General features: G+C 68.5%; 27 protein-coding genes. 23 read left to right on the plus strand and 4 right to left on the minus strand.

From position 1 onward, the window contains the following. The first annotated feature begins 129 nt into the window (after positions 1–129). The 13 genes from OEZ60_RS14785 (at position 130) to OEZ60_RS14845 (ending at position 10963) form a co-directional block, all read left to right on the plus strand. On the plus strand, positions 130–339 hold the full coding sequence (locus OEZ60_RS14785; protein WP_021096360.1) for a helix-turn-helix transcriptional regulator: 210 nt from the start codon (positions 130–132) through the stop codon (positions 337–339). 10 nt (positions 340–349) lie between these two features. After that, positions 350–835: a hypothetical protein gene (locus OEZ60_RS14790; RefSeq protein ID WP_263337767.1), complete on the plus strand. Its 486-nt coding sequence runs from the start codon at positions 350–352 to the stop codon at positions 833–835. Continuing rightward, positions 835–1623: an ATP-binding protein gene (locus OEZ60_RS14795; protein ID WP_263337769.1), complete on the plus strand. Its 789-nt coding sequence runs from the start codon at positions 835–837 to the stop codon at positions 1621–1623. Before OEZ60_RS14790 ends, OEZ60_RS14795 begins: the two co-directional genes overlap by 1 nt. A gap of 22 nt (positions 1624–1645) precedes the next feature. Beyond that, complete coding sequence (locus tag OEZ60_RS14800; RefSeq protein WP_263337772.1) at positions 1646–2149, plus strand: DUF669 domain-containing protein; 504 nt, start codon at positions 1646–1648, stop codon at positions 2147–2149. A 67-nt stretch (positions 2150–2216) separates the two neighbouring features. Beyond that, positions 2217–2582 (plus strand): hypothetical protein, encoded by a 366-nt coding sequence (locus OEZ60_RS14805; RefSeq protein ID WP_263337775.1) that lies wholly within the window; start codon positions 2217–2219, stop codon positions 2580–2582. After that, the gene (locus OEZ60_RS14810; RefSeq protein WP_263337777.1) at positions 2582–3526 is read left to right on the plus strand and encodes a PDDEXK family nuclease; all 945 of its coding nucleotides are present in this window, start codon (positions 2582–2584) and stop codon (positions 3524–3526) included. Before OEZ60_RS14805 ends, OEZ60_RS14810 begins: the two co-directional genes overlap by 1 nt. Next, entirely contained in the window at positions 3520–5259 is a 1740-nt protein-coding gene (locus OEZ60_RS14815; protein WP_263337780.1) for a DEAD/DEAH box helicase, read from the plus strand. The genes OEZ60_RS14810 and OEZ60_RS14815 overlap by 7 nt, the downstream gene beginning before the upstream one ends. After that, on the plus strand, positions 5256–5480 hold the full coding sequence (locus OEZ60_RS14820; protein ID WP_263337783.1) for a DUF6511 domain-containing protein: 225 nt from the start codon (positions 5256–5258) through the stop codon (positions 5478–5480). The genes OEZ60_RS14815 and OEZ60_RS14820 overlap by 4 nt, the downstream gene beginning before the upstream one ends. Beyond that, positions 5480–7765 carry a PriCT-2 domain-containing protein gene (locus OEZ60_RS14825; protein WP_263337785.1) on the plus strand — a complete coding sequence of 762 codons (2286 nt, stop codon included), beginning with the start codon at positions 5480–5482 and terminating at the stop codon, positions 7763–7765. Before OEZ60_RS14820 ends, OEZ60_RS14825 begins: the two co-directional genes overlap by 1 nt. A gap of 392 nt (positions 7766–8157) precedes the next feature. Continuing rightward, positions 8158–8679 (plus strand): crossover junction endodeoxyribonuclease RuvC, encoded by a 522-nt coding sequence (locus OEZ60_RS14830; protein ID WP_263337788.1) that lies wholly within the window; start codon positions 8158–8160, stop codon positions 8677–8679. After that, positions 8676–8876 carry a hypothetical protein gene (locus tag OEZ60_RS14835; RefSeq protein ID WP_263337791.1) on the plus strand — a complete coding sequence of 67 codons (201 nt, stop codon included), beginning with the start codon at positions 8676–8678 and terminating at the stop codon, positions 8874–8876. The genes OEZ60_RS14830 and OEZ60_RS14835 overlap by 4 nt, the downstream gene beginning before the upstream one ends. Then, entirely contained in the window at positions 8869–9297 is a 429-nt protein-coding gene (locus OEZ60_RS14840) for a DUF6362 family protein (protein ID WP_008887425.1), read from the plus strand. Before OEZ60_RS14835 ends, OEZ60_RS14840 begins: the two co-directional genes overlap by 8 nt. A 376-nt stretch (positions 9298–9673) precedes the next feature. Continuing rightward, entirely contained in the window at positions 9674–10963 is a 1290-nt protein-coding gene (locus tag OEZ60_RS14845) for a DNA modification methylase (RefSeq protein WP_263337795.1), read from the plus strand. On the opposite strand, the gene OEZ60_RS14850 is transcribed toward OEZ60_RS14845, so the two are convergent. Beyond that, a complete protein-coding gene (locus OEZ60_RS14850) occupies positions 10909–11496 on the minus strand; it encodes a CIA30 family protein (protein WP_263337797.1) in 588 nt (195 codons plus the stop codon). The genes OEZ60_RS14845 and OEZ60_RS14850 overlap by 55 nt on opposite strands. Positions 11497–11512: 16 nt before the next feature. Between OEZ60_RS14850 and OEZ60_RS22335 the strand changes: the two genes are divergently transcribed. Beyond that, the gene (locus OEZ60_RS22335) at positions 11513–11902 is read left to right on the plus strand and encodes a DUF7220 family protein (RefSeq protein ID WP_459178384.1); all 390 of its coding nucleotides are present in this window, start codon (positions 11513–11515) and stop codon (positions 11900–11902) included. Next, on the plus strand, positions 11842–12471 hold the full coding sequence (locus tag OEZ60_RS14860) for a class I SAM-dependent methyltransferase (protein ID WP_263337799.1): 630 nt from the start codon (positions 11842–11844) through the stop codon (positions 12469–12471). The genes OEZ60_RS22335 and OEZ60_RS14860 overlap by 61 nt, the downstream gene beginning before the upstream one ends. A gap of 56 nt (positions 12472–12527) precedes the next feature. Here the strand turns inward: OEZ60_RS14860 and OEZ60_RS14865 are convergent, their stop codons facing one another. Together OEZ60_RS14865 and OEZ60_RS14870 are read right to left on the minus strand one after the other, a co-directional pair. After that, the gene (locus OEZ60_RS14865; protein ID WP_263337802.1) at positions 12528–13046 is read right to left on the minus strand and encodes a DUF3489 domain-containing protein; all 519 of its coding nucleotides are present in this window, start codon (positions 13044–13046) and stop codon (positions 12528–12530) included. Positions 13047–13142: 96 nt separating this feature from the next. Beyond that, on the minus strand, positions 13143–13412 hold the full coding sequence (locus OEZ60_RS14870; RefSeq protein ID WP_263337804.1) for a hypothetical protein: 270 nt from the start codon (positions 13410–13412) through the stop codon (positions 13143–13145). Positions 13413–13529: 117 nt separating this feature from the next. Between OEZ60_RS14870 and OEZ60_RS14875 the strand changes: the two genes are divergently transcribed. Next, on the plus strand, positions 13530–14099 hold the full coding sequence (locus OEZ60_RS14875) for a terminase small subunit, Nu1 (RefSeq protein WP_263337806.1): 570 nt from the start codon (positions 13530–13532) through the stop codon (positions 14097–14099). Next, on the plus strand, positions 14047–15954 hold the full coding sequence (locus tag OEZ60_RS14880) for a phage terminase large subunit family protein (protein WP_263337809.1): 1908 nt from the start codon (positions 14047–14049) through the stop codon (positions 15952–15954). The genes OEZ60_RS14875 and OEZ60_RS14880 overlap by 53 nt, the downstream gene beginning before the upstream one ends. Positions 15955–15965: 11 nt before the next feature. Here the strand turns inward: OEZ60_RS14880 and OEZ60_RS14885 are convergent, their stop codons facing one another. Further along, on the minus strand, positions 15966–16580 hold the full coding sequence (locus OEZ60_RS14885; protein ID WP_263337811.1) for a plasmid pRiA4b ORF-3 family protein: 615 nt from the start codon (positions 16578–16580) through the stop codon (positions 15966–15968). 49 nt (positions 16581–16629) lie between these two features. Between OEZ60_RS14885 and OEZ60_RS14890 the strand changes: the two genes are divergently transcribed. From OEZ60_RS14890 to OEZ60_RS14915, 6 genes are read left to right on the plus strand one after another with little or no spacing between them, the layout of a single operon-like run. After that, positions 16630–16845, plus strand: coding sequence for a phage head-tail joining protein (locus tag OEZ60_RS14890; RefSeq protein ID WP_263337813.1), 216 nt, complete (start codon positions 16630–16632; stop codon positions 16843–16845). A gap of 3 nt (positions 16846–16848) precedes the next feature. Then, positions 16849–18369, plus strand: coding sequence for a phage portal protein (locus OEZ60_RS14895; RefSeq protein WP_263337815.1), 1521 nt, complete (start codon positions 16849–16851; stop codon positions 18367–18369). Between the two features lie 4 nt (positions 18370–18373). Continuing rightward, the gene (locus tag OEZ60_RS14900; RefSeq protein WP_263337817.1) at positions 18374–19390 is read left to right on the plus strand and encodes a head maturation protease, ClpP-related; all 1017 of its coding nucleotides are present in this window, start codon (positions 18374–18376) and stop codon (positions 19388–19390) included. Between the two features lie 4 nt (positions 19391–19394). Further along, a complete protein-coding gene (locus tag OEZ60_RS14905) occupies positions 19395–19760 on the plus strand; it encodes a head decoration protein (protein ID WP_263337820.1) in 366 nt (121 codons plus the stop codon). A 25-nt stretch (positions 19761–19785) separates the two neighbouring features. Further along, positions 19786–20799, plus strand: coding sequence for a major capsid protein (locus OEZ60_RS14910; protein ID WP_263337823.1), 1014 nt, complete (start codon positions 19786–19788; stop codon positions 20797–20799). Further along, entirely contained in the window at positions 20799–21110 is a 312-nt protein-coding gene (locus OEZ60_RS14915; protein WP_263337824.1) for a head-tail joining protein, read from the plus strand. The genes OEZ60_RS14910 and OEZ60_RS14915 overlap by 1 nt, the downstream gene beginning before the upstream one ends.

The raw sequence follows: 21110 nt of genomic DNA on the forward strand, positions 1-21110 counted from the left end.
GCTGTGGCCCTTGGGTTAACAAGGGTTTCTCCATCCCACTCTGCATCCCACTCTGATCCTGACGACATCCCATTGCGGGATTTCGCACTGTCCTTCGCAGGCATTCGGCCAAACGCGAAGGAGACGACGATGTCAGTCACGCATCTCAACCAGGTCGAGCTGGCGGCTCGATGGAAAATCAGCCCGCGCACGCTGGAGCGCTGGCGTTGGACCGGTGAGGGCCCCGCCTTCATCAAGATCGGCGGCCGGGTCGTGTACCGGCTCGAGGACGTCGAGGCCTACGAGGCCAACCGGCACTGCTCGAGCACGGCCGACAAGCCCGCCGTGAAGCTGGCGTGAGGGGGCGGCCATGACAATCCCCAACCGCATCACCCTCGAAGACCTGCCCACCCTGCCGATCGGCGAGATCGCCGCTCTGCCGGGCGACGAGCTGGCGCTCCTGAAGCAGGACGCAGATGAGCGGCTGCGCTCTGCGAAGACCCTCTGCGACTGGCTCGATGGCGCCACCGCGCTGAAGTACGGCGAGCAGGCGCAGGAGGCACGCCGCGCGGAGGGCAAGGACACCGGCACCGTCCGGATGCAGGACGGCCCGGTCACGGTGGTCGCGGAGCTGCCGAAGCGCGTCGACTGGGACCAGGCGATGCTTGCCGGTCTGGTCGAGCGCATCCGGGCCGATGGCGCCGATCCCGCCGAGTACGTCGACATCGCGTTCAGCGTGCCCGAGCGGAAATACACCACCTGGCCCAAGGACATCCGGCAGGAGTTCGAGCCCGCGCGGACCGTCCGCACCGGCAAGCCCAAGTTCCGGCTGCTGCTCGGTGAGGAGGTGCGCTGATGGCCGTCTCGCTCGCATCGCTGCAAACCTCGACGGCTCTGAGCCCGCCGCGCGTGCTGATCCACGGCGTCGCCGGCATCGGCAAATCCACCTTCGCCGCGTCCGCCGACGCGCCGGTGTTCGTCCTCACCGAGGACGGTCTCGGCAAGCTGCAGGTGCCGCATTTCCCGCTGGCGACGAGCTACGCGGAGGTCGCCGAGGCGCTCGACGCGCTGCTCGATGAGGACCACGCCTATTCCACGGTTGTCGTGGACAGCGTTGACTGGCTGGAGCCGCTGATCTGGGCCGAGGCCTGCCGGCGCAACGGCTGGCAGTCGATCGAAAGCCCCGGCTTCGGCAAGGGTTATGCCGAGGCGCTGACCATCTGGCGCGAATACATCGACCGGCTGAACGCGCTCCGCGACCGGAAGGGCATGGCGGTCATTCAGATCGCCCACACCGACATCAAGCGCTTCGACAGTCCCGAGCACGAACCCTACGACCGGTACGTGATCAAGCTGCAGGCCCGTGCCTCCGCGCTGCTGCAGGAGCACTCGGACGTGGTGCTCTTCGCCAACTACCGGATCTCGGTCAGCAAGTCCGACGTCGGCTTCAACAAGAAGGTGACCCGGGCGCTCGGGTCGGGTGCGCGTGTGATGCATACCGAAGAGCGCCCCGCCTTCCTCGCCAAGAACCGCTACGGCCTGCCGGAAAGCCTCCCGCTCGAGTGGTCGGAGTTCCTGGCCGCCATGGCGAGCGGTGACCGTGGCCCCGGTGGGGCCGCGAAAGCGCCGCGAGCAGCCAACTGATTACCACTGAAAGGACAGCACGATGGCACGTTTCGACACCGCCTTTGACGCCACCGGCATCGAGCCCACCACCGCCTACGAGATCCTGCCCGCGGGCAAGTACCGCGCCCAGATCGTCGAGAGCGAGATGCGCCTCACGAAGAACGGGACGGGGCAGTATCTCTGGCTCATGCTCGACATCCTCGGGGGGCCGCAGCAGGGCCGTAAGGTCTTCGACCAGCTGAACCTGGTGAACGCCAACCCGACCACGGTCGAGATCGCGCAGCGCACGCTGTCGGCGATCTGCCACGCCACGGGGAAGCTGCAGGTGAACGACAGCGAGGAGTTGCACCTGATCCCGATGACGATCCAGGTCGGCGTGAAGCCCCCGAAGGACGGCTACGGCGAGCGCAACACGATCCGCTACTTGGTGCCGGAAGCCCCGGCGCAGGCGGCCCCGCCCAAGCCCGCCGCGACGCAGCCGGCCAGCGCGCCCGCCCAGGCGACCGCCCGCCCGGCCACCGCGCCCTGGAACCGCAAGAACTGAGGCCCTCGGCCGTCGCGGGCGGATAGCTCGCGGCGGCCCGGACATCGCCAGACCCGAGAGACCGACCATGACCAACACCCCCGACGCGGCCTGCGCGACCGCGAACGCCCCCGGCGTGCTCGACGACACCCGGCGCCTGATCGAGATCGAGGACGCCATCGCGAAGATCCGCACCCAGATCGCGACCGCCGATCTGACGCGGCAGCGGACGGCCAGGCCGATCGACCCCGACTGGTTTCACCGCGCGCGCACGGCGCTGCGCCACCTCAATCGCGAGCGCGCCGAGATCGTCGCCCGTCAGGGCGGCCGCCGCCGGCGCGAACGGCTCAAGGAAATGGTCATCGCCGTCCTGCGCGAGCGCCATGACAGCGCCGCCTGGAGCGCGGTGCTGGAGGAGGCGCGGGCGCGGCTCGAGCGGGAGGAGGCGTGCTGATGGCCGAGCTTCCCGAACCCCCGACGCCGACCCTCTCCGCGATCTACGCCTCCTACGAGGCCCGGCAGGGCGACGGCTTCCGCGACCACCTCGGGGCCTCGCTCATCGGCAAGTCCTGCGCCCGCGCGCTCTGGTACGACTTCCGCTGGGCGACGCCCGCGCGGCACACCGGCCGCATCCTGCGGCTGTTCGAGACCGGCCAGCTGGAGGAGGCCCGGCTCGTCCGCGACCTGCGCGCCACCGGCGCGACGGTGCTGGAGGTCGATCCCGAGACCGGGCGGCAGTTCCGCGTCGAGGCCCATGGCGGGCATTTCGGCGGCTCGCTGGACGCCGTCGCGCTCGGCCTGCTCGAGGCGCCGAAGACCTGGCACGTCGTCGAGTTCAAGACGCATTCCGCGAAGAGCTTTGCCGAGCTCATTGCCAAGGGCGTCGCGCTCGCCAAGCCCCAGCACGCGGCGCAGATGCAGGTGTACATGCACCTGACCGGCATCACGCGGGCGCTCTACGTCGCGGTCTGCAAGGACACCGACGCGCTGCACATCGAGCGTGTTCCGGCCGACCCCGAGGCGGGCGAGCGCCTGCTGGAAAAGGCGCGACGGATCATCTTCGCCCAGCACCCGCCCGAGCGGATCAGCGCGGATCCCGCCTGGTTCGAGTGCCGGTTCTGCGACCACCACGGGCTCAGCCACGGCGAGGAGGCCGCGGCCGTCACCTGCCGGTCCTGCCTGCATTCCACGCCCATCGAAGGCGGCTGGCACTGCGCGCGTCACGACCGGCTTCTCGACCCGGCCGACCAGCGCCGCGCCTGCGCCCGGCACCTGTTCATCCCCGATCTGGTCCCCGGCGAGGTGACCGACGCAGGCGAGGACTTCGTCTCCTACCGCATGCGCGACGGGTCGGCCTGGACCAACGACGCCCGCGAAGAGGAGGCCGCCACATGCTGACCCTGCGACCCTACCAGCAGGCCGCGATCAACTCGATCTACGGCTATTTCGAGAAGGAGAGCGGCAACCCGCTCGTCGTCATCCCCACGGCCGGCGGCAAGAGCCTCGTCATGGCCGCCTTCATCGACGGCGTGCTCAAGGCCTGGCCCGACCAGCGCGTGCTCGTCGTCACCCATGTGCGCGAGCTCATCGCGCAGAACCATGCCGAGATGCTGGGGCTCTGGCCCGAGGCGCCGGCGGGCATCTACTCGGCCGGTCTCGGCCGCCGCGACGCGCGGGCCCGGATCCTCTTCGCCGGCATCCAGTCGATCCACGACAAGGCGACGCGCATCGGCCATGCCGATCTGGTGCTGATCGACGAGGCCCATCTGATCCCCGGCCGGTCGAACACCATGTATCGCCGCTTCCTGACGGACCTTCAGGCGATCAACCCGGCGTTGAAGGTGATCGGACTGACGGCGACGCCCTTCCGGCTCGACAGCGGCATGCTGCACGAGGGCGAGAATGCGCTCTTCACCGACATCGCCTACGAGGTGTCGGTCCGCGACCTGATCGATCAGGGCTATCTCTCCCCGCTCATCTCGAAACAGACCAAGACCCGCCTCGACGTGACGGGCGTGGGGTCGCGCGGCGGCGAGTTCATCGCGCGCGATCTCGAGGACGCGGTCGACCAGGACGCCATCACGCGCGCGGCCGTGGCCGAGGTGATCGCCCATGGCGAGACGCGCCGGTCCTGGCTCGCCTTCTGCTCGGGCGTGCGCCACGCCACCCATGTCGCCGAGGAGTTCCGCCGCCGCGGGGTCAGCTGCGCGACGATCTTCGGCAAGACGCCGAAGGACGAGCGTGACCGGATCATCGCTTCCTTCAAGCGCGGCGAGATCAGGGCGCTGGCCTCGATGGGCGTGCTTACGACAGGCTTCAACGCGCCGGCCGTCGATCTGATCGCCATGCTGCGGCCCACCAAGTCGGCCGGGCTCTATGTGCAGATGGCAGGACGGGGCACGCGGCTCGCCAAGGGCAAGGAGAACTGCCTCGTTCTCGATTTCGCGGGGAATGTCCGCCGGCATGGTCCAATCGACCTCGTGCGGCCGAACCGGCCGGGCGGTCCGGGCGACGGGCCGCCGCCCACGAAGATCTGCCCCGAATGCGGGACCATCGTGGCCATCGCCGCCCTCGAATGCCCCGGCTGCGGCTTCGAGTTCCCCGGCCGCGAGGTGAAGCTCGAGCCGACCGCATCGACGATGGAGGTGCTGTCGACCGGTAAGCCGCAATGGGTCGGCGTCACCGACGTCACCTACAGCCGCCACGAGAAGCGCGGCGGGCGGGTCTCGCTCAAGGTAACCTACAGCTGCGGGTTCGCCTTCCACACGGAATGGGTCTGCTTCGAGCACGACGGCTATCCGCGCCGGAAGGCCGCGAGCTGGTGGCGCGAGCGGGCGCCCGAGCTGGAGGTGCCCGAGTCAGTCGACGAGGCGCTCATCCTGGCCAACCGGCTGCGCCGCCCCACCGAGATCGCCGTCCGTCCCGCGGGCCGCTTCACCGAAATCACCGCCTACAGGTTCGCCCCATGCCTTACGTCCGTGCCGGGCTCTGCGCCGTCTGCCATCGAGAACCCCGCGGCTGGGGGTGGTTCGACGCGCGCTTCCGCATCTCCGACCCGCGGCGCGACACGAGCCGCAGAGACCTCTGCTGCCGGGCTTGCCAGGACATCTGTCACCGGAGGTCGGGCATGATCGATCCAACCCCCAATGAGACGGCGGCCATGGTCGAGGGCGGCAAGGCCGGCGGCGCATATCTCGACAGCCTCGGCCGGACCGATCTCGCCCAGCTGAGCGAGGCGGAGTGGGACACCTTCGTCGAGGTGATCGTCACCGGCTACTGCGACCACCTGCGTGAGCTGGCGTCGAAGGACCGCGCGCGGCTCGACGGCATGATCCCGGAGGTGCCGTTCTGATGGCGGACACCTCGTGGATGGCGCGCGTGGGCGCGCGCCTCGTGACCAACGGCTACGCGATCCTGCCGATCGCGCCCGGCACCAAGAAACCCGGCCAGTTCGCCCGCGCGGCTTGGCATGACTACCCGCAGTGGAACCGGCATGCGAGCCGCGACACGACCGAGATCGAGGTCGCGACGTGGTCGACCTGGCCCGACTGCGGGGTCGGGATCGTCGGCGGTGCGGTTGCGGCACTCGACATCGACATCGCCGAGGATGGCGAGCTGGCGCTGCGCATCGAGCGGCTGGCCCGCGAACAGTTGGGTGATACTCCGGCGCTCAGGATCGGCAAGCCGCCGAAGCGGCTCCTGGTCTATCGCACGCGAGAGCCCTTCGCCGGGATTCGGCGCGCGCCGCTGGAAGTCCTCTGCCTCGGGCAGCAGTTCGTGGCCTATGCCGAGCATCCCGACACCGGCCGGCCCTATGCCTGGCCGGACGAGGGGCTTGCGGATCTCGACATCGAGAGTCTGCCCGAGATCGACGGCGACCGTGCGGCGGCCTTCCTCGACGAGGCGCTGGCGCTGATCCCGCCCGAGCTGCGGCCGAAGAGCCTCGGCGCGAAGGGGGCGAACGGGGCCGGACATCCGTGTCTGCCGGCGCATGCGCAGGCTGGCACGCTGGCCGCGATCCGGAGCGCGCTCGCCTGGTTGCCGAACGCAGAGCTCGACTACGACAGCTGGATGCGCATCGGCATGGCGCTGAAGGGCGCGCTGGGTGAGGAGGGTGCTGCGCTCTTCGCCGACTGGTCGGCGCAGGCGGCCAAGAACGATCCGGCCGCGACGGCCAAGGCATGGACGAGCTTCAGGCCCGCGCGGATCGGCGCCGGCACGATCTATCACCTCGCCATGGAGAAGGGGTGGCGTCCTGACCCCGACCTGCTGCTCGACGGCAGTCAGAAGGCTTGTGCGGCCGACGAGCATCCCGCGGCGGGACTCCTCGCGCGGCTCGCCCAGCCCGAAGCCCCGATGCCGATCCTTCCGCCTGCGCCATCGTTCACGCTGACGATCCCGGGCGGGCTCGCGGGCGATCTCGCGCGCTACATGATCGATACCGCGCGCAGACCGCAGCCGCTTCTCGCGGTGGGCGCCAGCCTCTGCGCCCTCGGCGCGCTGATGGGGCGGCGCTACCGCACCACCACCGATTTGCGCACGAACCTCTACATCGTCGGCATCGCGGACAGCGGATCGGGCAAGAACCACGCCCGCGAGGTCGTCAACGAACTGTTCTTCGAGGCCGGACTCGCGCACCACCTCGGCGGCAACAAGATCGCCTCGGGCGCGGGGCTCCTGACCGCGCTCCACCGTCAGCCGGCGATCCTGTTCCAGATCGACGAGTTCGGCATGTTCCTCGCGGCGGCGGCCGACCGGAAGCGCAGCCCGCGCCATGTCACCGAGATCCTGGACAACATGACCGAACTCTTCACCGCGGCCTGCGGGGTCTTCCTCGGCGCGGAATACGCGAACCGGGACGGCTCGAACGAGCGGCGCGACATCGTCCAGCCCTGCCTCTGCGTCTACGGCACGACGACGCCGCTGCATTTCTGGGGGGCGCTGCAGGGCGCCAATGTCGTCGACGGTTCGCTCGCCCGGTTCATCATCCTGCCGAGCGAGGAGGACTATCCGGACGAGAACCGCCGTGCCGGGCTGCGCACGTCGCCACGACCGCTGATCGAGGAGCTGCAGCGGCTCGCCGAAGGCGGCGGCCGGGCGAGCGGCAACCTGGCCGGCAAGACCTCCGGGCCCGAGACCGCCGTCGATCCGATGACCGTGCCGATGGACGACGACGCGCAGGCGCGCTTCGACGCGCTCGGCGAGGAGATCACGGCCGAGCTCAGGGCCGCAGCCGGCACGTTCCACACGCCGATCCTCGCCCGGATCGCGGAGAACGCGGCCAAGGTCGCGCTCGTCCTGGCCGTGGGGCGCGATGCGGCCCACCCCGTCATCCGACTCGAGGAAGCCGTCTGGGCCATCGAGTTCGTGCGCCATTTCGCCCGGCGCACCATCGATGCCGTCGAGCGCCATGTCGCCGACACCGAGACCGAGGCGCATCTGAAACGCCTGCGCGAGATCATCCGCAAGGCGGGGTCGGCCGGCGTCACCAAGTCCGAGCTGACCCGCGCCTCACAATGGCTCCGGGCGCGCGACCGCGACGACATCCTGCTCACGCTGGTCGAGAGCGGCGACATCGTGACGGTCGAGCAGGAGACCGGGGGTCGGAAGGCCATGCGCTTCCAGGCGCTGCGGTGAGGGTCGGGACCATGCTTCCTTCAACCGCCCCCATCCTTCATTTGAAGGAAGTCCCCGGACAAGTCGCCGTCCCGCAACGGAAATCCGGCGCGCGGGGCTTCTTTCAATATTTCACGCAAGGACCCTCGCGCGCATGGATGGGGAGCGACGCCACAGACATACCCCATGAAGTAACTGAAATATTGAAAGAAGAGATTTATCCTCATTCTACCAATGGCTTGCGGCCCCACTTCCTTCAAGCGGACGGGGTGAAGCCATTGAAGGAGGCGCCGGGCGCTCCCGGCATCGACAACGTGATCCTGACCAGACCTCGCGATCTCGGCCTGGGCGCGCGTGCTGCCCTCACCAGGCAACCGTGCCGCCCCGGCCTCCCAATCGAAGAGGAGGTCGTCATGGACCGCTCCCCACTCATCGCCCCGGCGCCTCTCACGGCTGCCGGCAAACTCGACCGCTGCATTCTCGCGCTGGATCTCGGCACCAGCACCGGCTGGGCGTTGCGCTCGGCCGAAGGGCTGATCACCAGCGGGACCGCGAGCTTCAGACCCGGCCGCTATGACGGTGGCGGCATGCGCTATCTGCGCTTCACCAACTGGCTCACCGAGATCGACCGCCTGTCAGGACCGATCGCCGCCATCTGGTTCGAGGAGGTCCGCCGCCACGCCGGAACCGATGCGGCCCATGTCTATGGAGGGCTCATGGCCACGCTCACGGCATGGGCGGAACTGCGGGGCGTGCCCTATGCCGGCGTCCCTGTCGGCACGATCAAGCGCCACGCCACGGGCAAGGGCAACGCGCCGAAGGAGGCGATGATCGCAGCCGCGCGGGCCAGGGGCTTCAGCCCCGCCGATGACAACGAGGCCGACGCCATTGCGCTCCTTCTCTGGGCGATCGAGACGAACGGGGGTGTCGCATGAGGTGGCATCCCAAGGGCTACGGCGGCCAGCGCCGGGATCCGGACCAGGTGAAGCGCGACGGCTGGCGCGAGCAGGGTCTGCTTGCCGTCTCGCTCGAGGATGCGCGGCTGACATGGCCGGAACGCGAACTCGTCCGCCAGCTCGGCGAAAAGCTCTACGGGCCGCGCCTCTCGGACGAGGGAGGGCGCCATGGATAAGTGGACCCCGTCCCTCGTCGAGGCCCGTCTTGCCGAAGCGGCCTTCGTTCTCAAGCGCCTGCCCGAGCCACGGCGGCAGGGCTACTTCAGCACATGGCCCGAGATCATCCACTCCTTCGCCGACAAGGTGGGCCAGGAGCCGAAGCCCATGCGGGTGCTGCCCTCGCCGCAGGCGATCAGCCGGATGGAGGAGACGCTGACCTGGACCGCCTGCCTCGACCCCGTCGACGGCAAGATCGTCTGGATGCGTGCCCATGGCGAGCGGTGGAAGACCATCTGCTGGACGGTCGGGCTGCAACGCTCGGCCGCCCACCAGCACTGGCTCTACGGGCTCTGCGTCATCTCGCTGAAGCTCAACCGGCGTCGGTTCAACCGCAACCTGTCGAAGCGGCGCGTGATCGAACTGGCTGGTGGCGCGTAGCTCTGCGCGCCGGAGGGGAAGGTGTGCGGCGGACAGTTTTCGACGGGACAGAAAACCGGCTCAGGGGCTAAGTTCGGGATAAGCTCGGGAGAGGCGCGCGCGGGCAATCGATTACCCCCAAACGATCGTATTGTGCGGGTCCTTCCCGGGCTGAAACGTATACGGGCGGGCTTGGCGCGACGCTTTCCCAGTGACGCCTGCGGGAATAGCCGTTTCGTTTCGCTTGGGCCGAGCGCTCAATGAACACAGGGCCTGACGGTGCGCCGACGTCCGCCTGAAGCGAAGTGGACATTGGACCCAATTTCGCTTTCGCGGACATCCGGTTCGTTTCGGGCGCCACCCCGTTTCGCTTCGACCTCCAGCTCAGGATCCAGCAATGGACGTCGTCGACCTGCCGCTTGCGCAGATCATTCCCTATGCGCGCAACCCGCGGCGCAACGAGAAGGCAGTGGCGACGGTCGCGGCCTCGATCGCCGAGTTCGGGTGGCGCCAGCCGATCGTGGTCGACGAGGCCATGGTCGTGCTGGCCGGCCATACCCGGCTCGAGGCGGCGCGCCAGCTCGGGCTCGAGACCGCACCTGTGCACATCGCGCGAGGACTCTCCGAGGCCCAGACCCGGGCGTTCCGGATCATGGACAACCGCTCGAGCGAGAACGCCGAGTGGGACAACGAGTTGCTGGGCCTGGAACTCGGCGATCTGCTTGCGGCCGAGTTCGATCTCGGCCTCACCGGGTTCACCGACGAAGAGCTTGATGCCCTGATGAATGGGCTTAAGGACTGTGCGGTCGGGGCGCAGGACGGTGAGGATGACGTTCCCGCGGTCCCGGAAGATCCCGTCAGCCGGCCGGGCGATCTCTGGATCCTCGGCAACCACCGACTGCTTTGTGGTGACAGCACCTTGGCCACCGATGTCGAGCGGTTGCTTGGGACGGTCAAGCCGCTCCTGATGGTGACCGACCCGCCCTACGGGGTGGAGTACGACCCGGGCTGGCGGAACCAGGCGGGCGCAGCGAAGACCCGGCGCACCGGCAAGGTGCTGAACGACGATCGCGCCGACTGGCGTGAGGCCTGGGCGCTGTTTCCAGGCGATGTGGCGTACGTCTGGCACGGGGCCCTGCATGCGGCAACCGTGGCCGAGAGCCTCGAAGCGGCGGGCTTTGCTGTCCGCTCCCAGATCATCTGGGCCAAGGACAGGCTGGTCCTGAGCCGGGGCGACTACCATTGGCAGCATGAGCCCTGCTGGTACGCAGTGAAAAAGTCCGGCAAGGGCCACTGGGCCGGCGACCGCAAGCAGACGACGCTCTGGCAGATATCCGGGCGTGATCAGGACACGGACACGGTGCACGGGACGCAGAAGCCCGTTGATTGCATGCGGCGCCCGGTCCTTAACAACTCGAGCCCGGGGCAGGCGATCTACGAGCCGTTCATGGGGTCGGGTACGACGCTGATCGCGGCAGAGACAACGGGCAGGGTCTGCCTCGGGATCGAGCTGAACCCGGCTTACGTCGATGTCTCGGTCGAGCGGTGGCAGCAGTTCACCGGCCAGGACGCGGTGCTCGATCAAGACGGGCGCAGCTTCGACGATGTGACGTCAGGACGGGTTCGCCCCGATCAGTCTGAGCGCGGCGGCGCCGGCTCCGCCGCGTCTGACTCGTCGGCGGCATAGAACCGGATATCCGAGATGGCGATATCGGCCTCGAACTCCCGGCCGATGGCCACGATGCCGATCCGGCGGAGCCGGGCGAGGTTCAGCGGCCACCCGGTGCGGTGCGGGATGAAACTGTCAAAGGGCAGGCTGACAGTCGTCCAATCCGGCGGTGCCCGGAAGCTCTGACGGTAGGACTCCCATGGCCGCCGGACCTTGGAGGTCCGCAGGTGCAGGTTGTAGACTTCGCCATTGCCGAACACCTCGAGACGGATTCCGGTCCAGCGGCGTGCGTCGACTTCCCCGCCGGCGTCACCGAGATCGAGGGCGACCTGCAGGAAGCCACCATTGTTGTCGAGGCTGACGCCGCCAGTCATTCGGATGGCCTCGCGCCCTGCGACGATCTCGCGCGACATGCGTCCCGCGGAAATCCCGCCCATCACGCGGTCGGAGATGAGGGCCCAGCCGTTCCCGGTGACGGCGAGCGGCGGGTCGAACCGCAAGTCGTCGATGATCTCAGAGGCGTCCGTTGAGACGAGGCGTTTGTCTTCCATGCGAGGAGAGTTAGGCATGCCTGATCGGGACGCAATCCCGGCCGTGCATCGGCAGTCAAGAGTCATGTCCCTCGTAGAATCCATCACCAACGTGCTGGTGGGCTACGGCTTTGCCGTCGTGACGCAAATCCTGATCTTTCCGGTCTTCGGGCTGCACACGACGCTTGCGCAGAACCTGAAGATGGGTGCGGTGTTCACGGTGGTCAGCATCGCGCGCTCCTATCTCCTGCGCCGGCTGTTCGAGGCGATCCGCATCCATGAGCCCAAGTCGCTGCATGACGGAATGAGGGTGACGCGTGCTCGTCCGGTGAAATACACTCGCTTCCAGAGGGAGGAACCGAGCGCATGTCGGACGCACAGGAGCACTGGGACGGGGTCTATGGCGCACGGTCGGAAGGCGAACTGACCTGGTTCGAGGCCACGCCCGCTCTGTCGCTCGAACTCGTCCGTGCGCATCTGCATCCGGGCGATCCGTTCATCGATATCGGTGCTGGCGCGTCTCGTCTCGTCGATGTCCTGCTCGAGGAAGGCTTCGGTCCTATCACCGTGCTGGACCTGTCGGGCGCCGCATTGGCGGTCAGCCGGCAGCGTCTCGGCGCACTCGGCGACGACGTGGCCTGGATCGAGGCGGACATCACGACGTGGGAGCCAGACCGAACCTACGCCGTCTGGCACGACCGTGCGGTTTTCCACTTCCTGACCGCGGCTGACGACCGTGACGGTTACGTCCGCGCACTGTCCGCTGCCCTGCGCCCGGGCGGGATCGCGATCATCGCTACCTTCGCGGAGGACGGACCGGAGAAGTGCTCGGGCCTGCCCGTGGTACGCTATGCACCCGAGGCGCTGGCGCTGGAACTCGACAGTCTGCTACCGGGCCGGTTCGAGACGCTGGACGCAAGACGCCACATGCACATCACACCGAAGGGCAACCGCCAGAGCTTTCAGTACAGCGTGTTCCGTAGGAGAGATCGCTGAGACGAGAGCCGCCGCCCCATACGGGATGGCGGCATCGGTGTCCGCGCTACGAGGCGTCAGTCGCACGGCACGCTGTAGACCCGGCCGCGGCCCTCGACCTTCTCGGAGGTCACTTCGAGCCCGAGCTTCTTCTTGAGCGCTCCGGCAAACGCACCGCGGACCGTGTGCGGCTGCCAGCCCGTGGCTTCGACGATCTCGCCGATGGTGGCGCCACCCTCGGTGCGGAGCATCTCGATCAGGGTTTCCTGCTTGGTGCCCTTCCGGCATTGGACAGGGGCGGGCGGCGTCTCAGTCGGCGGCGCCTCGTCCTGCTCCTCCGTGATCCCGAGGGTGCTGTAGGCCAGCGGTGTGGCGCGCAGCGTGATCGGGCCGCGCTCCTCGTCGTGTCGCCAGACGGTGTTGAGATGCACTGCGGCGATTTCCTCGATCAGGCCCTGCTTCAGGAGGCTCTTGCAGACGTTGCCGACGGCGCTACCCTTGAGGCTGGCGGTGACGGGAAAGATAGCCCCGTCATCGCGGGCGCAGGCGGTGGACAGGATGACGGCTTGCGCGTCGGAAAGCTGGATCTGGCTCATGGGGTCGTCTCCGTTTTCGTGGCCCGCGTCGTGCGGCGCCTTCTACGACCCCGAGCCACGCAGGGCGCGCGGCGGGAGTTACGACTCGGCCGGAGATCACGCGGCGTGTTCACCCTCTCCAAAAGCGCTGTCGGTGATGCGCTTCAGGAGGCTGGCGTAGTGTTCGAGGGTGCCGACGTGGCTCCAGTTGATCTCGTCCGGGTGAGCGTTGAAGTGGTCCTCGCTGAACGCCTGCAGCCGGGCGAGCATCTCGTCGATCTCGGCCTTCTTGCCGACGAACGCGGCGAGCGCCGCTTCCCTGTTGCGCCGGGCCTTCTCGGCGCGGAGTTCGTGGCGCGGGGTAGTGATCGGGTTGAGGCGGGTCATGGCCGTGGCTCCTTCGGATGCGTCGCTTCGTTGGATGCAGGTTCGCTCCGAGGGCCGGCTCTATCCAGTCTAATCGGAGCAATATCAGTGCTTTGATCGACGCGAGGGGATCATCAAGTGTCATCGTCGGCGCAGTCGATCGGGGTCATCGCGAAGCTCCTCGATCTCTCGGAGCGCCGTGTGCAGCAACTGAGCCGCGATGGCGTGATCCCCAAGGCGACGCGGGGGCAGTATGACCTGATCGGGTCGGTCCGCGGCTACGTGCGCTACCTCCGCGATCAGGCCGCGAAGGCGCAGGCCGGCGCGCCCGACTACGCGTCGGAACGCGCGCGGTTCATTCGGGCACGGGCCGATCTCGCGGAGATGGAGGCCGAAGAGAAGCGCGGCAGCGTCCTCGCGGCCGAGGACGTGGAGGAGGCCTGGATCGCGGTGCTGGCGCTTCTGCGGACGCGGATGCTGGCACTCCCGGATCGGCTCGCACCGATCGTCCATCAACAGACCACGGTCGCTGACACCCGGAGCCTGATCCGCGCCGCCATCCGCGAAGTGCTCGACGATCTCGCGGAGACCCATGTCGCGCCAGTCCCAGAGCCCGAGCCTGACCCTGAGGGGGACTCCAATCCTAAGGCAGACGGTGAGGCGGGCGCTCTCGGTGCTGCGGCCGCCGCCGGAGCTGACGATCAGTGACTGGGCGGACCGGAACCGCCGGCTGAGTTCGGAGGCCAGCGCTGAGCCTGGCCAGTGGCGCACGAGCCGCGCGGAATACCAGCGCGGGATCATGGAGGCGATTTCCGACCCGGGAACGGAAACCGTCGTCATCATGTCCTCGGCGCAGGTTGGGAAGACCGAGATCCTGAACAACGCTGCGGGCTATCACATCGACCAGGACCCGGCGCCGATCATGGTGGTGATGCCCACGGAGCGCGACGCGGAGACCTGGTCGAAGGACCGCTTCTCGCCGATGGCGCGGGACACGCCGTGCCTCGCGGGCAAGATCGCCGATCCGAAGTCCCGGGATGGCACAAACAAGATCCTGCACAAGCGGTTCCCGGGTGGGCATCTGACGATCGTCGGGGCCAACGCACCTTCCGGCCTGGCGAGCCGCCCGATCCGGCTTCTCATGTGCGACGAGGTCGATCGGTATCCATTCAGCGCGGGGGCCGAGGGCGACCCGGTGAACCTCGCGCGAAAGCGCACGGTCACCTTCTGGAACCGCAAGATCGTCCTTGTCTCTACGCCGACGAACAAGGGCGCGAGCCGGATCGAGGCGGCCTTCGAGGAAAGCGATCAGCGGCAGTTCTGGGTCCCGTGCCCGGACTGCAATGCCGAACAGATCCTGACCTGGACGCAGGTCCGCTGGGACAAGGGCGACGACGGCGCACATCGTCCCGAAACCGCGCGGTATCACTGCATCGAGTGCGAAGCGGCATGGCGGGACGAGACCCGTTGGGCGGCGGTGAGCCGGGGTCGCTGGATTGCGAACCGACCCTTCGCGCGGGCTGCCGGGTTCCATCTCAACGAGATCTACTCGCCTTGGGTACGGCTCGAGGCGATGGTGCGGAGCTTCCTCTCGGCCCGGGCCGGGGGCGACGAGGCGATGAAGACCTTCGTGAACACGGCCCTAGGCGAGACCTGGATGGAGACCGGCGAGGCCCCCGACTGGCAGCGGTTGGCCGACCGGCGCGAGGCATGGTCCCCGGGCACGGTGCCTGAGTGCGGTCTGTTCCTCACCGCGGGCGCCGACGTCCAGAAGGACAGGATCGAGGTCGATGTCTGGGCCTGGGGCCGGGGTCTGGAAAGCTGGCTCGTCGATCACCTCGTGCTCGAGGGCGGGCCCGGAGATCCGGCCTGCTGGCAGCAGCTGACCGACCTGTTGGCGCGGACATGGACGCACGCCTCTGGCCAGCCGATGGTCCTCGCGCGGCTCGCGATCGATACCGGCTACGAGACCAGTGCGGTCTATGCATGGTCACGCAGGGTAGGCTTCGCGCAGGTGGCGCCGGTGAAGGGCGTCGAGGGGTTCACGCGAACGAGTCCGGTGACCGGGCCGACCTACGTCGATGCGACAGTCGCGGGCAAACGGCTCCGGCGCGGGGCCCGGCTCTGGACTGTCGCCACATCGACCTTCAAGGCCGAGACCTACCGCTTCCTGCGGCAGGATCGGCCGACGCGGGAAGAACAGGCCGCCGGCGCGCAGTGCCCGCCCGGCACGATCCATCTGCCGGAATGGGCGGACGGCGAATGGCTGAAGCAGCTGACCGCCGAGCAGCTGGTCACCGTGCGGACGAAACGCGGCTTCGCGCGGTTGGAATGGCAGAAGTTGCGCGAGCGCAACGAGGCGCTGGACACGCGCGTATATGCTCGTGCGGCCGCGTGGATCCTCGGGGCGGATCGCTGGCCCGAGACGCGGTGGGCCGATCTGGAAACACAACTCGGGGTAGCGAAATCGGACGGGCCCGAGGCCGGTGCGGCAACCGCGCCATCCATCCAGACACGACCAACGCCGCGCCGGCGCACGGTGCGGTCAAGCTACATGGGGTGAGTAGGAAGGGATCAGTTGAGCCGCGTGGCCCGGCTGCGCTGGAAGGCCTCGTAGGCGGTCTTGCGCCGCGCAGCGATTCTCCGGACGCGTTTAACAATCTCGGCCTCGCCGAAATCGGTCGGATGAAACGGCCCGCCATGCCAGTGCAGCATCTCCTTGTGTCGTGGATGCTGGCGGTTCGAAACCGCCTCGAGGAATTCCATGAATCCGGGTGGCCCTCCGACGTCTTCGGGTGGGCAGCGGTGTTCACCGCCGAGGAACACCGGGTAATCGATACCGGGGGCGGTTGGCTCCACCGCCTCGATCACGACGCGGTGCCGCCAGTCGTCCCCGAAATCATACGTATAGAGCAGCTCCGTGACGCCGCGGTTGACCAGGGTTGAGAGGCGCAAGCCCTTGGCCTGGTAGACCTTGTGGCCCCAGAGCGCATCGTCGGGATCGGGCTCGCCGTAGACCCGGTCGCCCAGGGCAAACTGATAGAGGTGAAAGTCCTCCCAGGGCATGACCGCCTGGATGAGCTCGTGGAGCGCGCGCAGGTTGGTCGAGAGGCTGACCTCGAAGCGGCGCCAGATGCGCGGTTCGAGATCTTCGAGGTCGATGCGGATCCGGGCGATCTGGTCGGTCATGGGTGCCTTTTGCCGAGTGGGGCTGGCCTGACGATAGAAGGTGGGCGGAATGCCGACAATCACAGAGCTCCGCAGCCGCCGCGAGGCGCTGTCCGCGCAGCGGTCGTCGGGCGTGGCGCGGGTCAGCTATGACGGCAAGACCGTGGACTATCGCAGCGTGGCCGAAATCGACCGGGCCATCGAGGCGCTGGATCGCGAGATCGCCGCGGCAGAGGGGCGTCGGATCGTCCGGCATGTGCGCGTGACGACGGCGAAGGGGCTCTGAGCGATGGGTCTTTTCGATCGCTTCCGCCGCCGACCCATCGGCGGCCCATCAGCCGTGCGCGCCCGTCTCGAAGGCGACATGGCGAAGCGCCGGCTGCGCGGCTGGAACCCGCCGTTGGAGAACATCAACGCGCTGGTCGCCTCCGGAGGTCCGCGGCTGCTGGCGCGGTCCCGCGAGCTGGTGGTGACCAACGGCTATGCCGCCAACGCCTGCGAGGCCTTCGCCGCGAACCTCGTCGGCGACGGGATCAAGCCGTCCTCGCTGATCGGGGACGCCGGACTTCGAGACGAGGTGCAGCAGCTCTGGCTCGCCTGGACCGACGAGGCCGATGCGGACGGGCTGACCGACTTCTACGGCCTCCAGGCCATGGTTGCGCGTGAGATGTTCGTCGCCGGCGAGTGCTTCGTCCGGCTGCGCCCAAGACGCGCCGAGGACGGGCTGCTGGTCCCGCTCCAGCTGCAGCTTCTCCAATCCGAGATGCTGCCCTTCGAGAAGACCGAGACCGCGGCGAACGGCAATCGCATCCGCTGCGGGATCGAGTTCGATGCGATCGGGCGGCGCGTGGCCTATCACTTCCGCAGGCGCCATCCGGGCGACAGCACCGATCAGGGCGCAGTGATCCCGGAGACGGTGCGCGTGCCGGCGACAGACGTGCTCCACGTCTACCGCCCCATCGACGCGGGCCAGATCCGCGGACTGCCGCACATCGCGCCGGCCATGGTGCGGCTGTTCCTCCTGGACCAGTACGACGACGCCGAGCTCGACCGGAAGAAGACCGCGGCGATGTTCGCGGGCTTCATCACCAAGACCGCGCCGGAAGAGCCCATGATGGGCGAGGCCGAGGCGGATCTCGACGGGGCCGCGATCGCCAGCCTCGAGCCCGGCACGATGCAGGTGCTGCTGCCGGGCGAGGACGTGAAGTTCTCGTCTCCGGCCGATGTCGGCAGCAGCTACGAGGCGTTCCAGTACAGGACGCTGCTCTCGGTCGCCGCCTCGCTGGGGCTGCCCTATCACCTCGTCACCGGCGATGTCCGGCAGGCGAACTACTCGAGCCTCCGGGCCGAACTCGTGGAGTTCCGGTGCCGCATCGGCCAGCTCCAGCACGGCGTGATCGTGCACCAGCTCTGCCGTTCGGTCTGGCTGCGCTGGCTGGAGACGGCGGTACTGTCGGGCGCGCTCGACGCCGATCCGGCAGAGGTGCGGCCGGTGCAGTGGATCCCGCCGCGCTGGGACTGGGTCGATCCCTTGAAGGACATCCAGGCGCAGGTCCTGGCGATGGAGGCGGGCATCACGTCGCGGCGCAAGGTGGTCGAGGCCACGGGCTACGACATCGAGGAAGTCGACCGCGAGAACGCGGCCGACGCCGCGCGCGCGACGGGTCTCGGCCTGCGCTACCGAGCGAGCCCCGGCGAGACGCAGGGCGCACGGGCAACGCCGGCGACGCGGGCCGAGCCCGGCGATGGCGCCGACAACGACACGGACGACGGCGCGGCGGCAACCGGTCCGGCCACCGAACAGGAGTGACGACATGGCAAGCTGGTATGCGATCCGCGCCCGGGGGACCGGTGCGGAAGTGGCGATCTATGACGAGATCGGCGCCTACGGGGTCTCGGCGAAGGGGTTCCTGGCAGAACTGGGCGCGCTGCCCGAGGGCACGCCCGTCGACCTGCGACTGAACAGCCCCGGCGGCTCGGTCTTCGACGCGGTCGCGATCCACAACGCGATCAAGCGCCACGAGGGCACGATCACCGTCTGGATCGACGGCATCGCTGCCTCGGCTGCTTCCTACATTGCCATGGCAGGCGACGAGATCGTCATGCCCGAGAACGCGTTCCTGATGATCCACGATCCGGCCGGCCTCGTCATGGGCACGGCCGAGGACATGCGCGCCATGGCCGAGGCGCTCGACAAGGTGAAGGGCAGCCTCGTCTCCGGCTACGCCGCAAAATCCGGCCGGACGCCGGAAGAAGTGTCCGCGCTAATGGCGTCCGAGACCTGGTTCGATGCGTCAGACGCGGTGGCGCAGGGCTTCGCCGACCGGCTGATCGAGCCCGTCCGCATCGCAGCAGCCTTCGACATCGGGCGCTTCCGTAACGCGCCTCCAGTGTTGGTCGAAGCGATCGAGGCTGAGCCGGAGCCAGACGACGAGAGCGACGGCGAGGTCACCGTGGCCACCGACGACGTCGCCGACGGCGATCAGGTCGAGGACGCCGAGGACGAGCAGACTGCCGCCTCCGATGCCCCGCGACCGCCGGCCGAGACGCCGCCTCCGTGCGGCGCACCGCCCGATCCTGCCGAGATCCGGGCCGAGGCCATCGGGCACGCCCGGGCCGTCGTCGATCTCTGCCGTCTTGCGGGCCAGCCGCAGTTGGCCGGTCGCTTCCTCGAAGCGGACGCGAGCCTCGACGAGGTGCGCGCCGCGCTCCTCGCCGCGAAGGCCGAGAGCGAGCCCGAGATTGCGTCCCATCACCCGCAGCCCGGCCGGTCCTCGGCCGCGCGCCCCTGGGGCGAGATAATCGCCCGCACCTTCAAGCTGAAAGGATGACACCATGACCACGCTGGTCGAAGGTACCCACCCCGGCGGCTTCCTCGTCTGGGAAGCCTTCCGCGACTACACCCGCGAGACGGTCACCGTCGCCGCGGGCACGCTCGAGCCCGGCACGGTGCTCGGCCGGATCACCGCCTCGGGCAACTACGCGGCCCATGATCCGGCCGCCGTCGACGGCACCGAGACCGCTGTCGCCGTGCTCTGGGGCAAGGCGGATGCGTCCGGTGGCGATGCGCCGGCCGTCGCCGTCGTTCGCGGCCCCGCCATCGTCAACCGCCACGACCTCGTCTTCGCCGGCACGCCCAGCGAGGCCGAGATCGAGGCCGCCCATACGGCGCTCCTCGCCGCGGGCATCCTCGTCCGCTGACCCAATCCCGACAGGAGGCATCCTCATGGCCACCATGGACATCTTCGAAGGCGATGCCTTCACCATCATCGAGCTCACCCGCGCGCTCGAGAACATCCCCTACAAGCCCGCGCTTCTCTCCGGCTCGGCCCTCTTCAGCCCGCGCGGCGTGCGCTCCCGCACCGTCGTGATCGAAAGCCGCGACGGGACCCTGTCGCTGATCCCGTTCTCGGAGCGTGGCTCGGCCTACGAGCAGCAGGTGCCCGACAGGCGCGAGATGCGCGCCTTCGTCTGCCGGCAGTTCAAGAAGCAGGACGTGCTCTGGGCCTCCGAGATCCAGTCGGTCCGCGACTTCGGCTCGGAGAACGCCACCCAGCAGGTGCAGACCGAGGTCGCCTACCGGCTCAGGAAGCTCCGCCAGGACGCCGAGACGACCTTCGAGTACCACCTTCTGAACGGCATCCAGGGGCTGGTGAAGGACCCGAAGGACCACGCGACGGTCGTGAACTACTTCACCGAGTTCGGTATCACGCCGGCGGCCGAGATCGACTTCGACCTCGACAACGCGAGCCCGGCCTCCGGCGCGCTGCGGAAACGCTGCCAGGCGCTGATCGAGAGCGTCGAGGACTCCATGGGCGGGCTCTCGGCTGGCGCCGTGCAGGTCCGCGCCGAATGCGGTTCGGCCTTCTTCGCCGATCTCGTCGCCCACAAGGAGGTGCGGGAGACCTACCTCAACACCGCCGCGGCGGCCGATCTGCGCGGCCGGGTGGCCGATGAGGTCAGCTTCGGCGGCATCACCTTCCGCCGCTACCGGGGCGGGGTGGGCTTCACGGTGCCGACCGACAAGGCGTTCTTCTATCCCGAGGGCATCGAGGGGCTCTTCGAGATCTACTACGCCCCCGCCGACACCTTCGAGACGGTCAACACCCTCGGCCAGCCGCTCTATGCGCGCACGATCCCCGACCGGGATCGCGACGAGTGGGTGCGCCTGGAGATCGAGAGTAATCCGCTCCCGATTTGCACCCGGCCGCAGGTGCTGCGCTCGGCAAGGCGGACCTGATGACCGCCTTCGCCGTTGCCCTCGACGCGCTCTTTGCGGATGCGCATCTCGCGCGCGACGTCGTCTACACCGCCGAAGGTGGCGCGCCCGCACTGGTCCGCGCCATCCTGCGCCGGCCGGACGACGTCACCAACTTCGGCGAGGCGCGCGTCTGGTCGGAGACCACCCGGTTGGATCTGCGTCTCGCCGAGGTCGCGAACCCGCGCCCTGGCGACCGCATCGAGATCGACGGCGAGGCCTTCCTCATTCAGGGCGAGCCTGTGCGCGACCGCGAGCGGCTCGTCTGGACCGTGGATCTGCGCCTGGCGTGA

This window comes from Albidovulum salinarum (assembly GCF_025673475.1).
Lineage (GTDB): Bacteria > Pseudomonadota > Alphaproteobacteria > Rhodobacterales > Rhodobacteraceae > Albidovulum > Albidovulum salinarum.

Bases quoted from the DNA above. Each gene is read 5' to 3' on its own strand.
- OEZ60_RS14805 (WP_263337775.1), top strand. From the start codon at position 2,217: ATGACCAACACCCCCGACGCGGCCTGCGCGACCGCGAACGCCCCCGGC.
- OEZ60_RS14835 (WP_263337791.1), top strand. From the start codon at position 8,676: ATGAGGTGGCATCCCAAGGGCTACGGCGGCCAGCGCCGGGATCCGGAC.
- OEZ60_RS14790 (WP_263337767.1), top strand. From the start codon at position 350: ATGACAATCCCCAACCGCATCACCCTCGAAGACCTGCCCACCCTGCCG.
- OEZ60_RS14785 (WP_021096360.1), top strand. From the start codon at position 130: ATGTCAGTCACGCATCTCAACCAGGTCGAGCTGGCGGCTCGATGGAAA.
- OEZ60_RS22335 (WP_459178384.1), top strand. From the start codon at position 11,513: ATGCCTGATCGGGACGCAATCCCGGCCGTGCATCGGCAGTCAAGAGTC.
- OEZ60_RS14810 (WP_263337777.1), top strand. From the start codon at position 2,582: ATGGCCGAGCTTCCCGAACCCCCGACGCCGACCCTCTCCGCGATCTAC.
- OEZ60_RS14800 (WP_263337772.1), top strand. From the start codon at position 1,646: ATGGCACGTTTCGACACCGCCTTTGACGCCACCGGCATCGAGCCCACC.
- OEZ60_RS14860 (WP_263337799.1), top strand. From the start codon at position 11,842: ATGTCGGACGCACAGGAGCACTGGGACGGGGTCTATGGCGCACGGTCG.
- OEZ60_RS14915 (WP_263337824.1), top strand. From the start codon at position 20,799: ATGACCGCCTTCGCCGTTGCCCTCGACGCGCTCTTTGCGGATGCGCAT.
- OEZ60_RS14885 (WP_263337811.1), bottom strand. From the start codon at position 16,580: ATGACCGACCAGATCGCCCGGATCCGCATCGACCTCGAAGATCTCGAA.
- OEZ60_RS14910 (WP_263337823.1), top strand. From the start codon at position 19,786: ATGGCCACCATGGACATCTTCGAAGGCGATGCCTTCACCATCATCGAG.
- OEZ60_RS14905 (WP_263337820.1), top strand. From the start codon at position 19,395: ATGACCACGCTGGTCGAAGGTACCCACCCCGGCGGCTTCCTCGTCTGG.
- OEZ60_RS14865 (WP_263337802.1), bottom strand. From the start codon at position 13,046: ATGAGCCAGATCCAGCTTTCCGACGCGCAAGCCGTCATCCTGTCCACC.
- OEZ60_RS14850 (WP_263337797.1), bottom strand. From the start codon at position 11,496: ATGGAAGACAAACGCCTCGTCTCAACGGACGCCTCTGAGATCATCGAC.
- OEZ60_RS14840 (WP_008887425.1), top strand. From the start codon at position 8,869: ATGGATAAGTGGACCCCGTCCCTCGTCGAGGCCCGTCTTGCCGAAGCG.
- OEZ60_RS14895 (WP_263337815.1), top strand. From the start codon at position 16,849: ATGGGTCTTTTCGATCGCTTCCGCCGCCGACCCATCGGCGGCCCATCA.
- OEZ60_RS14845 (WP_263337795.1), top strand. From the start codon at position 9,674: ATGGACGTCGTCGACCTGCCGCTTGCGCAGATCATTCCCTATGCGCGC.
- OEZ60_RS14820 (WP_263337783.1), top strand. From the start codon at position 5,256: ATGATCGATCCAACCCCCAATGAGACGGCGGCCATGGTCGAGGGCGGC.
- OEZ60_RS14870 (WP_263337804.1), bottom strand. From the start codon at position 13,412: ATGACCCGCCTCAACCCGATCACTACCCCGCGCCACGAACTCCGCGCC.
- OEZ60_RS14900 (WP_263337817.1), top strand. From the start codon at position 18,374: ATGGCAAGCTGGTATGCGATCCGCGCCCGGGGGACCGGTGCGGAAGTG.
- OEZ60_RS14815 (WP_263337780.1), top strand. From the start codon at position 3,520: ATGCTGACCCTGCGACCCTACCAGCAGGCCGCGATCAACTCGATCTAC.
- OEZ60_RS14825 (WP_263337785.1), top strand. From the start codon at position 5,480: ATGGCGGACACCTCGTGGATGGCGCGCGTGGGCGCGCGCCTCGTGACC.
- OEZ60_RS14830 (WP_263337788.1), top strand. From the start codon at position 8,158: ATGGACCGCTCCCCACTCATCGCCCCGGCGCCTCTCACGGCTGCCGGC.
- OEZ60_RS14890 (WP_263337813.1), top strand. From the start codon at position 16,630: ATGCCGACAATCACAGAGCTCCGCAGCCGCCGCGAGGCGCTGTCCGCG.
- OEZ60_RS14795 (WP_263337769.1), top strand. From the start codon at position 835: ATGGCCGTCTCGCTCGCATCGCTGCAAACCTCGACGGCTCTGAGCCCG.